The organism is Pseudomonas reinekei, from assembly GCF_001945365.1.
GTDB classification, from domain to species: Bacteria; Pseudomonadota; Gammaproteobacteria; order Pseudomonadales; family Pseudomonadaceae; genus Aquipseudomonas; species Aquipseudomonas reinekei.
This window is the reverse complement of sequence record NZ_MSTQ01000009.1, coordinates 14,732-27,390: the sequence shown is the minus strand read 5'-3', so window position 1 is coordinate 27,390 and position 12,659 is coordinate 14,732. Positions and strand designations below refer to the sequence as shown.

The 12,659-nt window shown below is 60.0% G+C and carries 9 protein-coding genes; 4 read left to right on the top strand and 5 right to left on the bottom strand.

Annotation, left to right across the window (positions count from 1 at the left end; all coding sequences use genetic code 11):
• Positions 1 to 138: 138 nt before the first annotated feature.
• The gene (locus BVK86_RS16060; protein WP_075947356.1) at positions 139 to 2,595 is read left to right on the top strand and encodes an EAL domain-containing protein; all 2,457 of its coding nucleotides are present in this window, start codon (positions 139 to 141) and stop codon (positions 2,593 to 2,595) included.
• 77 nt (positions 2,596 to 2,672) lie between these two features.
• A complete protein-coding gene (locus tag BVK86_RS16055) occupies positions 2,673 to 3,434 on the top strand; it encodes an iron-containing redox enzyme family protein (protein WP_408002963.1) in 762 nt (253 codons plus the stop codon).
• Positions 3,435 to 3,566: 132 nt separating this feature from the next.
• On the opposite strand, the gene BVK86_RS16050 is transcribed toward BVK86_RS16055, so the two are convergent.
• The 5 genes from BVK86_RS16050 to BVK86_RS16030 form a co-directional block, all read right to left on the bottom strand.
• Positions 3,567 to 4,493, bottom strand: coding sequence for a GGDEF domain-containing protein (locus BVK86_RS16050; RefSeq protein ID WP_075947354.1), 927 nt, complete (start codon positions 4,491 to 4,493; stop codon positions 3,567 to 3,569).
• A 186-nt stretch (positions 4,494 to 4,679) separates the two neighbouring features.
• Entirely contained in the window at positions 4,680 to 5,420 is a 741-nt protein-coding gene (locus BVK86_RS16045; protein WP_063341138.1) for a YciK family oxidoreductase, read from the bottom strand.
• 161 nt (positions 5,421 to 5,581) lie between these two features.
• A complete protein-coding gene (gene mupP / locus BVK86_RS16040) occupies positions 5,582 to 6,253 on the bottom strand; it encodes an N-acetylmuramic acid 6-phosphate phosphatase MupP (protein WP_075947353.1) in 672 nt (223 codons plus the stop codon).
• 4 nt (positions 6,254 to 6,257) lie between these two features.
• Positions 6,258 to 6,956: a bifunctional 2-polyprenyl-6-hydroxyphenol methylase/3-demethylubiquinol 3-O-methyltransferase UbiG gene (gene ubiG, locus BVK86_RS16035; protein ID WP_075947352.1), complete on the bottom strand. Its 699-nt coding sequence runs from the start codon at positions 6,954 to 6,956 to the stop codon at positions 6,258 to 6,260.
• A gap of 58 nt (positions 6,957 to 7,014) precedes the next feature.
• Positions 7,015 to 8,349, bottom strand: coding sequence for a TRZ/ATZ family hydrolase (locus BVK86_RS16030; RefSeq protein WP_075947351.1), 1,335 nt, complete (start codon positions 8,347 to 8,349; stop codon positions 7,015 to 7,017).
• A gap of 103 nt (positions 8,350 to 8,452) precedes the next feature.
• On the opposite strand from BVK86_RS16030, the gene mtnA reads away from it, so the two are divergent.
• Positions 8,453 to 9,529: an S-methyl-5-thioribose-1-phosphate isomerase gene (gene mtnA, locus BVK86_RS16025; RefSeq protein WP_075947350.1), complete on the top strand. Its 1,077-nt coding sequence runs from the start codon at positions 8,453 to 8,455 to the stop codon at positions 9,527 to 9,529.
• Positions 9,530 to 9,954: 425 nt separating this feature from the next.
• Entirely contained in the window at positions 9,955 to 12,609 is a 2,655-nt protein-coding gene (gene gyrA, locus BVK86_RS16020) for a DNA gyrase subunit A (protein ID WP_075947349.1), read from the top strand.
• The last annotated feature ends 50 nt before the right edge of the window (positions 12,610 to 12,659 follow it).

Sequence of the window (12,659 nt, the reverse complement as noted above, 5' to 3'; positions counted from 1 at the left end):
AACATCGTCACCGGCATCAACGGTTTCCAACCGCTCTCGGGCGAGGCTCGACGCTTGCCGAGAGCGCAATCGCGACCTAGTCTAGATGGAGCGATTTCGTCCGGATGACGATCAAGCAGTGCTAATGCAAGGGACCTCATGAATCAAACGCGGACTCTCGGAACGCCCCGGTTGTTGGGCATCGTCTGGCCATTTATTGCCGTTGTGCTGTTTCAAGCCTTGTTGGGCGGCGTTAGCCTCTATGTGCTGTCGGCGGTTCGCGGCTATGTTGCCGGCGAGAGCCTCTGGTCCAAGGGCCAGAAAGATGCCATCTATTACCTCAATCTCTACGCCGATAGCGGCGATGAAGGGATCTTTCGCAAGTACCAGCACGCCATCTCCGTACCTCAGGGCGGGCATGAGTTGCGCGTGGCACTGGATCGGCAGCCGCCTGATATAGAAGCGGCGCGGGTGGCGATTCTCAAGGGCGGTAACCACCCGGACGACGTCAACAGTCTGATCTGGCTGTACCTTAATTTCCGCCATTTCAGTTACCTGGAAAAAGCCATCGATCTGTGGACGGTCGGTGACGCCTATCTGGTCAAGCTCGACGACGTTGCGCGGGACATGCACCAGCACATCACCGCCAAGCCGGCTTCCGAGGCGGATATCCGGCGCTGGAAAGAGCAGATTTTCGCGATCAATGATGAGGTGACGCCGGCGGCGAAAGCCTTCAGTGATGCACTGGGAGAAGGGTCGCGGGTCATTCTTCGTCTGTTGCTGCTGACCAACCTCGCCACCGCCCTTGGCTTGATTGCCCTGGCATTGATGCGCACCCACAAGCTGCTCAAGCAACGCCATGCTTTCGCCGAAGCCTTGCAGTTGGAAAAAGATCGCGCGCAGATCACCCTGCAATCGATTGGCGATGGAGTGATTACCACGGATGTGGACGGCGCCATTGCCTACATGAATCCGGCCGCCGAGGCGTTGACCCACTGGAAGGCTGAGCAGGCGGCGGGGTTGCCACTGGCAGCGTTGTTCAATCTGCTGGATGAAAACGCCCAGGCCGACGGGTTTACCTTGATCGAGCGCATTCTGAGCGGGCAACTCAGCGGTGGCAGCGAGCATTCAAAACTGATTCAGCGCCTGGATGGCAGCACGGTTTCGGTGACACTGGTGGGGGCGCCGATCCGCAATGCCGGCAAGGTCAGCGGCACGGTGCTGGTGTTGCACGACATGACCCAGGAGCGGCAATACATCGCCAATCTGTCGTGGCAGGCTACCCATGATGCCTTGACCGGTCTCGCCAACCGCCGCGAGTTCGAGTATCGCCTGGAACAGGCGCTGCACAACCTGACGCGGCAGTCGGGGCGCCATGCCCTGATGTTTCTCGATCTGGACCAGTTCAAACTGGTCAACGACACCTGCGGTCATGCCGCCGGCGACGAATTGTTGCGCCACATCTGCGCGCTGCTGCAATCGGGTTTGCGCGAAGGCGATACCCTGGCCCGATTGGGCGGTGACGAGTTCGGCATCCTCCTGGCAAACTGCGGGCCCGAGGCCGCGGAGAAAATCGCCGAGTCGCTGCGCCAGACCGTGCAGAACCTGCACTTTGTCTGGAAGGGCCGGCCATTCGTGACCACCGTGAGTCTCGGCCTGGTGCATATTTCACAGAGCCCGACCACCCTTGAAGCCTCGCTTCGCGCTGCCGACATGGCGTGCTACATGGCCAAGGAGAAGGGGCGCAACCGGGTTCAGGTCTATCACCCCGACGACTCGGAACTGTCCCTGCGCTTCGGCGAAATGGCCTGGGTGCAGCGCTTGCACATGGCTTTGGAGGAGGACCGCTTCTGCTTGTACGCGCAGGAAATCGCGCCGTTGGGGGCCGATGCGGACTGCGGGCATATCGAGATTCTGCTGCGCCTGCACGATGAAGCCGGGCGGATGATCCTGCCTGACAGTTTCATTCCGGCAGCCGAGCGTTATGGCCTGATGAGTACCATCGATCGCTGGGTCGTGAAGAACGTGTTCAAGATTATTGCCCAATGCCGCGCCGAGAGCCCTGGCGAACCGCTGGCCATGTGTGCGATCAATCTGTCAGGCACGACCATCGGTGACGAGGCATTTCTCGACTTCTTGCGAGAACAGTTCGTAGCGTATTCAATTCCGGCTGAAATGATTTGTTTTGAAATCACAGAAACCAGCGCGATTGCCAATCTGGGCAGCGCAATTAGATTCATTAATGAACTCAAAGGCTTAGGCTGTCTGTTTTCGCTGGACGACTTTTGCGCCGGGATGTCCTCATTCGCGTATCTGAAACATTTGCCTGTAAACTTCCTGAAGATCGACGGGAGTTTTGTAAAGGATATGCTGGACGACCCGATTAACCGCGCCATGGTCGAGGTGATCAATCACATCGGCCATGTCATGGGTAAGCGCACGATTGCCGAGTTTGTCGAAACAACTCAGATCGAGCAGGCATTGCTGGAGATCGGCGTGGATTACGCTCAAGGATATGTCATTGAACGTCCGCAACTGTTTACCCGCGATAGCCTCAAAAGTCGTCCTGCCAGGCCTCAGCCTTTGCTGTTCAAGGCGCCTGGCACATTCCGTTGAAAACTCTCGATGATCTAACAATCACAATCAAAAGGAGCTCGACAGTGATCGACACATTCAACAGAACCGGACCGCTCATGGAAGCTGCAAGTTATCCTGCCTGGGCCCAGCGCCTGATCCAGGATTGCAGCGAGAGCAAGCGCCGGGTTGTCGAACACGAACTGTATCAGCGCATGCGAGATAACAAACTCAGCGCAAAAACCATGCGGCAGTACCTGATAGGTGGCTGGCCGGTGGTTGAACAGTTCGCGTTATACATGGCACAAAACCTGACCAAGACCCGTTTCGCCCGCCACCCTGGCGAGGACATGGCGCGTCGCTGGCTGATGCGTAATATTCGCGTCGAATTGAACCATGCCGACTACTGGCTGAACTGGAGCCGTGCACACGGCGTCAGCCTGGAAGATCTGCAGGAACAACAGGTTGCCCCTGAACTTCACGCCCTGAGCCATTGGTGCTGGCACACCAGTTCGGCGGATTCGCTGATCGTCGCCATTGCCGCCACCAACTACGCCATTGAAGGCGCGACGGGTGAGTGGTCGGCGGTGGTCTGTTCCAGTGGCGTGTACGCCGCCTCGTTCCCCGAGGAAGAGCGCAAGCGTGCGATGAAGTGGCTGAAGATGCATGCCCAGTACGACGATGCCCATCCGTGGGAAGCGCTGGAAATCATCTGCACCCTGGCAGGCACCAACCCGAGCAAAGCCCTGCAGGTAGAGCTGCGTCAGGCGGTGTGCAAGAGCTACGACTACATGTACCTGTTCCTTGAGCGGTGCATGCAGTTGGAGCATTCAGAAAAGGCGCCGGTAGTCCGGGAGCGACTGGAATTGGCTGAAAGCTGATTCCGACGTAGGCAATAAAACTGTGGGAGCGAGCCTGCTCGCGATAGCGTGGTGTCATCAATTCATCATTGACTGACACGACCTCATCGCGAGCAGGCTCGCTCCCACATTGATTTGGGTGGTGGCTGAAAATCAGCCGGCCATCGTCAGCCGGTTCCGCCCCTCGCGCTTGGCGACATACAGCGCATTATCGGCCCGTCGCACCAGGCTCTCGGCGGACTCGCCGGGTAGCAGGGTTGAGCAACCGAGGCTGATCGTCAGCTCGATCGGGCGTCCATCGGCGATGTATTCCTCGGTCTGCGCGGCAAATCGCAGGCGTTCACCCACCAGGGCAGCGGCTTCGCGGCTGGTGTTCGACAGCAGAATCAAAAACTCCTCGCCGCCGTAACGAAACACCATGTCGACATTGCGTAGCTGATTTTTGATCGAAGCGGCAACTGCCTTGAGCACGTCGTCGCCGGCGCTGTGGCCATGGGTATCGTTGATCTGCTTGAAGTGGTCGATGTCCAGCATCAGCAACGACAGCGGTTGCTGGTGACGCCGTGACAGCTCGATTTCCCGTTGCAGCGTCTGATCCATCGCGATGCGGTTGCCGGTGTCGGTCAGTGGGTCGCGTAAGGCGCTTTGAGTGGCTGCGCGGTACAGCAGCGTGTTGCGCATCGGGTACAGCAGTGTCGCCAGCAGCGATTCAAGGTTGCCCTGCTCCTGCTCGCTGAAACGCTGGTTGCGGCGAAATACCAATTCACCCAGATGTTCACCCTCGTGGCTGAGGCTGTAGCTGATCGAGTGATGACCGCGTTGGCCGAACTCCAGTCGCAAGTCGCTGCTCTTGTGCTCGTAGCTCAAGGCGTCCAGCGGGACCAGGCGCTGAACCTCGCGGAAGAACAAACCAAGAATGCGTTGCGGTTCAAGACTGGTTTGCAGCTGCATGCTCATTTGCTGGCGCAGTTTTGCAAGGCTGACAGGCCTTTCCAGAGAGGGTTGCTGCTGACCAAAACCCAGGCGCTGCAATTTGGCACTATCGAAGTCAATTGCGTTGGTCTGGGAGGGTGATTTCATATGGCGTGCGCCCTTGAGCAGTAAGGCTGTCTTACAAGCTGGGTGAGAGCGGCTTTGGGCTGCGCGTCAATACTGGTCCGTCAGTCCCGTAGGACATTTCGTACAAGTTTAATCTGCTTTGTAGAAGTTGAGCATGCTCAAATGCCGCGACGGGAACTCGACGCGGCACAAAAGCGACGTACGGCATTACTGCGCGTTGAAAGCCTGGCCGTTGATGCCCGTGCTGTCGGGTCCCATCAAGTACAAATACACCGGCATGATCTCTTCCGGCGTCGGATTGTTCAGCGGGTTTTCTCCCGGGTAAGCCTGGGCGCGCATGCTTGTGCGGGTAGCGCCCGGGTTGATGCTGTTGGAGCGCACTGGCGCTACGGTGTCGACTTCGTCGGCCAGGGTTTGCATCAGGCCTTCGGTGGCAAACTTGGAAACGCCATAAGCGCCCCAGTACGCGCGGCCCTTGCGGCCGACGCTGCTGGAGGTGAATACCACCGAGGCGTCTTGGGACAACTTGAGCAGCGGCAACAGCGTGCTGGTGAGCATGAACATGGCGTTGACGTTGACGTGCATGACACGCATGAAGTTTTCGCCCGACAGCTGTTCGATCGGCGTGCGCGGACCAATGATCGATGCGTTGTGCAGCAAGCCGTCCAGGTGACCGAATTCAGTTTCAATCATCGCCGCCAGCTCATCGTATTGATGGGGCAGGGCGGTTTCCAGATTGAACGGAATCACCGCCGGTTGCGGGTGGCCCGCGGCTTCGATTTCGTCATAGACCTGAGTCAGGTTGGCTTCAGTCTTGCCCAGCAACAGCACGGTCGCGCCGTGGGCTGCATAAGTTTTTGCGGCGGCAGCGCCGATGCCACGACCAGCGCCAGTGACCAGAATGACCCGATCCTTGAGCAAATCGGGGCGGGCGGAATAATCAAACATATAAACCTCTACACAATTATGCGGGCACCGAACTGTGGCGAGGGAGCTTGCTCCCGCTCGGCTGCGAAGCAGTCGTAAAACCATTCAATGCGGTGTGCCCGAGATACGGTGGTGGTAGACAGTGGGGCGCTAGACGCCCTCGCCACAAAATCCGGTTCGGCTCAGCAGCTGCAAAGGGCGCTATCGAGCACCTTGCGCAGCTCCAGCGGATGATCAACCACCACATCCGCACCCCAATGCCGCGGATTGTCATCCGGGTGGATGTAGCCGAAGGTCACGGCCGCAGTCTTGGTGCCGGCATCACGCCCCGACTCGATATCACGCAAGTCATCGCCCACGAACAATACGCTGGCCGGATCCAGGTCGAGCATCTTGCAGGCAAGGATCAACGGTTCCGGGTCCGGTTTGCTGTTCTTCACATGATCCGGGCAGATCAGCAGGGCCGAGCGTTCGGCCAGCCCCAGTTGCTGCATGATCGGTTCGGCGAAGCGCAGCGGCTTGTTGGTGACCACGCCCCAGATCAGGTTGGCCCTTTCGATGTCCGCCAGCAGTTCGCCCATGCCGTCGAACAGTTTGCTGTGGACCGCGCAACCCACCAGGTAGCGCTCCAGAAATTCCAGGCGCAGTTCCTCGAAGCCGGGTGATTCCGGGTCCATGGAGAAGGTCACTGCGACCATCGCCCTGGCGCCGCCGGAGATCTCGTCGCGGATGTGTTTATCGTTGATCGGTGGCAAGCCACGGTCGGCACGCATCGCCTGGCAGATCGCAATGAAGTCCGGCGCGGTGTCGAGCAGGGTGCCGTCCATGTCGAAAAGAACTGCTCTGATACGCATCGGCTTACTCCTCGCGCAGGGTCTGGATCATGTAATTGACGTCCACGTCGGCCGCCAGTTTGTAATGTTTGGTCAGCGGGTTGTACGTCAGGCCGATGATGTCCTTGACGGTCAGCCCGGCCATGCGGCTCCAGGCGCCCAGCTCGGAAGGGCGGATGAATTTCTTGAAGTCGTGGGTGCCGCGCGGCAACAGCTTCATGATGTATTCGGCGCCGACGATGGCGAACAGGTACGCCTTCGGGTTGCGGTTGATGGTGGAGAAGAACACCTGGCCGCCCGGCTTGACCATACGGAAGCAGGCACGGATCACTGAGGATGGGTCCGGCACGTGCTCGAGCATCTCAAGGCAAGTGACCACGTCGAACTGTTCCGGCATTTCTTCGGCCAGGGCTTCGGCGGTGATCTGCCGGTATTCGACGCTCACGCCGGATTCCAGTTGATGCAGTTGAGCGACCGCCAGCGGCGCTTCGCCCATGTCGATGCCCATCACGGTGGCGCCGCGCTGAGCCATGGCTTCGCTGAGGATGCCGCCGCCGCAACCGACGTCGAGGACTTTCTTGCCGGCCAGGCTGACGCGTTCGTCAATCCAGTTGACCCGCAGCGGGTTGATGTCGTGCAGGGGTTTGAATTCGCTTTCACGGTCCCACCAGCGATGGGCCAGGGCTTCGAATTTGGCGATTTCGGCGTAATCGACGTTGCTCATGGTTTAAGTCCTCTAAAACTTGAAAAATCCTGTTGCCCCGGGGTTGAGTCCGGGGTGCTTACGATTCGTTACGGCCGCTGATGCGCTGGCCCCAGGCCTTGGCGGTGGCGACCAGTTGCTGTTCATCGAGGCGCGTCAGGCGCCGGTCGTCGAGCAGTTGCTTGCCGGCGACCCAAACATGTTTTACGCAGTCCCGGCCGGTGGCATAGATAAGCTGCGATACCGGGTCGTAGATCGGTTGCTGGGCCAGGCCGGAGAGGTCGAACGCCACGATGTCGGCGGCTTTGCCGACTTCCAGCGAGCCGGTTTCGGCTTCGATCCCCAGGGCGCGGGCGCCGTTCAACGTGGCCATGCGCAGGGCGCGATGGGCGTCCAGTGCGGTGGCCGAGCCGGCGACGGCTTTGGCCAGCAGCGCGGCGGTGCGGGTTTCACCCAGCAGGTCCAGGTCATTATTACTGGCGGCGCCGTCGGTGCCCACGGCCACGTTGACCCCGGCCTGCCACAAACGCTCCACCGGACAGAAGCCGCTGGCCAGTTTCAGGTTCGACTCCGGGCAATGAATCACATGGGTGTTGCTTTCTACCAGCAGCGCCAGGTCTTCTTCGCTGATCTGGGTCATGTGAACGGCCTGGAAACGCGGTCCCAGCAACCCCAGCCGAGCGAGGCGGGCCAGTGGCCGTTCGCCGCGCTGTTCGACCGCTTGCTGCACTTCGAAGGCGGTTTCATGCACGTGCATGTGGATCGACGCGTCCAGCTCTTCGGCGATCACGCGGATTTTTTCCAGGTTTTCATCGCTCACGGTGTAGGGTGCGTGGGGGCCGAAGGTGATCTTGATGCGTTCGTGATGCTTGAGGTCGCCAAACAATTCGATGCCCTGACGAATGGCTTCGTCCGCGGTGCTGGCGCCGGGAATCGGGAAATCGAGGATCGGAATCGCGATTTGGGCGCGAATGCCGCTGTTATGTGCGCGCTCGCTGGCAACCTTCGGGAAGAAGTACATGTCAGAGAAACAGGTGATGCCACCTTTGAGCTGTTCGGCGATAGCCAGGTCAGTGCCATCACGCACGAACGCTTCATCGACCCATTTCGCCTCGGCAGGCCAGATGTGTTTTTCCAGCCAGCTCATCAATGGCAAATCATCTGCCAGCCCGCGGAACAAAGTCATGGCCGCGTGCCCGTGGGCATTGATCAGGCCCGGACTGAGCAGCATGTCCGGCAATTCGCGGACTTCGCGGGCGTCAAGCTTCAGTGCGGCGGTGCGTGGCCCGATAAACACGATGCGTCCGTCACGGATGCCCAGGGCATGCTCCTTGAGGACAACGCCGGCAGGTTCGACGGGTACCAGCCAGGTCGGCAGTAATAACAGGTCGAGCGCAGCGGCAGTGTTCGGCATCGAGGGTCCAGTGCTTTTGTGAAGGATGGCGAAGTATACCCGAGCGTCTTCGCGGGGGGATCGCTATAATCGGCGGCTTTTGTTCATGAGTGCGGGGTGTGGGATGCGCGATCGACTGTTGGCTGCGGAGAAGGTGAAGGCCATCGATTGGCGTGATGACGCCCTTTATCTGCTGGATCAGCGTGTTTTGCCGTTCGAGGAAACCTGGATCCCCTACACCAGCGCCGCTGGCGTGGCCGACGCCATTCGTTCGATGGTGGTGCGCGGTGCGCCGGCCATCGGCATCAGCGCCGCCTATGGCATCGTGCTGGCCGCCCGCACCCGGATTGCCGAAGGCGGCGACTGGTATGCGGCGCTCGAAGAGGATTTCGCGCTGCTGTCCGATGCGCGGCCGACGGCGGTCAACCTGTTCTGGGCGCTGGGCCGCATGCACGACCGGCTCGATCGCCTGAAAGACAATGTCGACCCGTTGGTGGCGCTGGAGGCCGAAGCGATCGCCATTCATGAAAGTGACCGTGAAGCCAACCTGACCATGGCGCAACTGGGCGTGGACCTGATCCGCAAGCATCAGGGCAATGCCCAGACGATCCTGACCCACTGCAACACCGGCGCGCTGGCGACCGGTGGTTTCGGTACGGCGCTGGGGGTGATTCGCGGTGCATTCATCGAAGGCATGGTCGAGCGCGTGTATGCCAACGAAACCCGTCCCTGGCTGCAGGGTTCGCGATTGACCGCGTGGGAACTGGCCAACGAGGGCATTCCCGTGACCCTCAACGCTGACTCTGCCGCAGCCCACATCATGAAGACCAAAGGCATCACCTGGGTCATCGTCGGCGCTGACCGGATCACCGCCAATGGCGACGTGGCGAACAAGATCGGCACCTATCAACTGGCGGTCAACGCCATGCACCACGGCGTGCGTTTCATGGTGGTGGCGCCGAGCTCGACCATTGACATGCACCTGGCCAGTGGCGACGACATTCCGATTGAGGAGCGTGACGCACGCGAGTTGCTGGAAGTGGGCGGCCAGCGGGTCGGGGCGGATGTCGATGCGTTCAACCCGGTATTCGACGTGACCCCGGCGGACCTGATCGATGCGATCGTCACTGAAAAAGGCATCGTCGAACGCCCGGACACCGCGAAAATGGCCCAGCTGATGTGCCGCAAGCGCCTGCATTGATTGGCTTGAGTTCTGCGTTGTCCTTTTCGCGAGCAGGCTCGCTCCCACAGGTTTTGTGATCGCTACAGGATTTTGTGGGAGCGAGCCTGCTCGCGAAGGGGGCTTGAAAGTCAATAAACATCGGTAATTCAGCCCCCCATTCTGCATTCGCAGCGGCTCTGAGCCTCTCTCGTCCCCTTTGCGCCTGTCACCGGTCAACTAACTATGCTCCATGCGCATCAGGGGGATAGGTGCGTGGCGGCTCTTGTGATAACATCCGGCGGTTTCCAAGGTTGCCCCGCGGGGCGATCTTTACTGCGCAGATCCATGGCATAACTCGTTGATTTGTCGTAAGTCGGTGCATGGCACTCAGCCTGCAGCGGCGAGCTTCGTTGGTCCCATATGGATGTGACGAAGTTTCACCAGAAAAAGGAATCAGGCTTCTCATGGGCGAACTGGCCAAAGAAATCCTCCCGGTCAATATCGAAGACGAGCTGAAGCAGTCCTACCTCGACTACGCGATGAGCGTAATTGTCGGGCGGGCACTGCCGGATGCGCGCGATGGCTTGAAGCCCGTGCATCGGCGTGTGCTGTTCGCGATGAGCGAGCTGGGCAACGACTTCAACAAGCCGTACAAGAAATCTGCCCGTGTTGTCGGTGACGTGATCGGTAAGTATCACCCGCACGGTGATACCGCGGTGTACGACACCATCGTTCGGATGGCGCAGCCATTCTCCTTGCGCTACCTGCTGGTAGACGGTCAGGGCAACTTCGGTTCGGTGGACGGCGACAACGCCGCGGCCATGCGATACACCGAAGTGCGCATGACCAAGCTGGCGCACGAGCTGCTGGCTGACCTGCATAAAGAAACCGTGGACTGGGTGCCGAACTACGACGGCACCGAAATGATCCCGGCGGTCATGCCGACCCGTATTCCCAACCTGTTGGTCAACGGTTCCAGCGGTATCGCCGTGGGCATGGCGACCAACATTCCGCCGCACAACCTCGGTGAAGTCATCGACGGTTGCCTGGCGCTCATCGACAACCCCGAGCTGACCGTCGACGAGTTGATGCAATACATCCCCGGTCCGGACTTCCCGACCGCTGCGATCATCAACGGTCGCGCCGGCATCATCGAAGCCTACCGCACCGGTCGCGGCCGCATTTACATGCGCGCCCGCTCGATGATCGAAGACATCGACAAGGTCGGTGGCCGTCAGCAGATCGTCATCACCGAACTTCCTTACCAGCTGAACAAGGCGCGTCTGATCGAGAAGATCGCCGAGCTGGTTAAAGAGAAGAAGCTTGAAGGCATCACCGAACTGCGCGACGAGTCCGACAAGGACGGTATGCGCGTCGTGATCGAGCTGCGTCGCGGCGAAGTGCCTGAGGTGATCCTCAACAACCTCTACGCCCAGACCCAGTTGCAAGCGGTGTTCGGTATCAACATCGTTGCGTTGATCGACGGCCGCCCACGGATCCTGAACCTCAAGGACCTGCTGGAAGCCTTCGTTCGTCACCGTCGCGAAGTGGTCACCCGTCGTACCGTGTTCGAACTGCGCAAGGCGCGCGAACGTGGTCACATTCTGGAAGGCCAAGCGGTCGCCCTGTCGAACATCGACCCGGTCATCGCCCTGATCAAGGCCTCGCCAACGCCGTCGGAAGCCAAGGAAGCGCTGGTCAGCACCCCTTGGGAATCCTCCGCTGTGGTGGCGATGGTCGAGCGTGCCGGCGCCGATTCGTGCCGTCCGGAAAACCTCGATCCGCAATACGGCCTGCGCGACGGCAAGTACTTCCTGTCGCCAGAGCAGGCGCAAGCCATTCTGGAACTGCGTCTGCACCGCCTGACCGGTCTGGAACACGAAAAACTGCTGGCCGAGTATCAAGAGATCCTCAACCAGATCGGCGAGCTGATCCGCATCCTCAACAGCGCCACGCGCCTGATGGAAGTGATCCGCGAAGAACTGGAAGTGATCCGCGCCGAATACGGCGATGTGCGCCGCACCGAGATCCTCGATGCCCGTCTCGACCTGACCCTGGGTGACATGATCCCGGAAGAAGAGCGCGTCGTGACCATTTCCCACGGTGGCTACGCCAAGACTCAGCCTCTGGCTGCGTACCAGGCCCAGCGTCGTGGCGGTAAAGGCAAGTCGGCGACCGGCGTCAAGGATGAGGACTACATCGCTCACCTGCTGGTTGCCAACAGCCATACCACGCTGCTGCTGTTCTCCAGCAAGGGCAAGGTGTACTGGCTGAAAACCTACGAAATCCCGGAAGCGTCCCGCGCTGCCCGTGGTCGTCCGCTGGTCAACCTGCTGCCGCTGGATGACGGTGAATACATCACTACCATGCTGCCGGTCGAGGAATACACCGAAGGTCACTACATCTTCATGGCCACCGCCAACGGCACCGTGAAGAAGACCCCGCTGGAATCCTTCAGCCGTCAGCGCAGCGTCGGTTTGATCGCGCTGGAGCTGGACGAAGGCGACGTATTGATCAGCGCGGCCATCACCGATGGCGAGCGCGAAGTCATGCTGTTCTCCGACGGCGGCAAGGTGACTCGCTTCAAGGAATCCGACGTTCGCGCCATGGGCCGTACCGCTCGCGGTGTGCGCGGCATGCGTCTGCCGGAAGGCCAGAAGCTGATTTCCATGCTGATCCCGGAAGAAGGCAGCCAGATCCTCACCGCTTCGGCGCGTGGCTACGGCAAGCGCACGGCGATCACCGAGTTCCCTGAGTACAAGCGTGGCGGTCAGGGCGTGATCGCCATGGTCAGCAACGAACGTAACGGCCGTCTGGTCGGTGCGGTGCAGGTGCTCGACGGCGAAGAGATCATGCTGATTTCCGACCAGGGCACTCTGGTTCGTACCCGTGTCGACGAAGTCTCCAGCCTGGGGCGTAATACCCAGGGCGTGACCCTGATCAAACTGGCCAATGACGAAACACTGGTCGGCCTGGAGCGGGTTCAGGAGCCTTCGGAAGTCGAGGGAGAAGAGCTGGAAGGTGAAGAGGGTGCAGGGTTCGAGGGTGACGCCGTCATCGACGATGTCGCCGAAGACCAGCAGCTCGACGCCGCCGCTGACGAAGAACCACAGGAATAAGCGGGTAAACAGGGGGCGGATGAAAATTCGCCCCCTTGTTGTTTGTCCGT

Bases quoted from the DNA above. Each gene is read 5' to 3' on its own strand.
- BVK86_RS16030 (WP_075947351.1), bottom strand. From the start codon at position 8,349: ATGCCGAACACTGCCGCTGCGCTCGACCTGTTATTACTGCCGACCTGG.
- gyrA (WP_075947349.1), top strand. From the start codon at position 9,955: ATGGGCGAACTGGCCAAAGAAATCCTCCCGGTCAATATCGAAGACGAG.
- mtnA (WP_075947350.1), top strand. From the start codon at position 8,453: ATGCGCGATCGACTGTTGGCTGCGGAGAAGGTGAAGGCCATCGATTGG.
- BVK86_RS16060 (WP_075947356.1), top strand. From the start codon at position 139: ATGAATCAAACGCGGACTCTCGGAACGCCCCGGTTGTTGGGCATCGTC.
- ubiG (WP_075947352.1), bottom strand. From the start codon at position 6,956: ATGAGCAACGTCGATTACGCCGAAATCGCCAAATTCGAAGCCCTGGCC.
- BVK86_RS16055 (WP_408002963.1), top strand. From the start codon at position 2,673: ATGGAAGCTGCAAGTTATCCTGCCTGGGCCCAGCGCCTGATCCAGGAT.
- BVK86_RS16045 (WP_063341138.1), bottom strand. From the start codon at position 5,420: ATGTTTGATTATTCCGCCCGCCCCGATTTGCTCAAGGATCGGGTCATT.
- mupP (WP_075947353.1), bottom strand. From the start codon at position 6,253: ATGCGTATCAGAGCAGTTCTTTTCGACATGGACGGCACCCTGCTCGAC.
- BVK86_RS16050 (WP_075947354.1), bottom strand. From the start codon at position 4,493: ATGAAATCACCCTCCCAGACCAACGCAATTGACTTCGATAGTGCCAAA.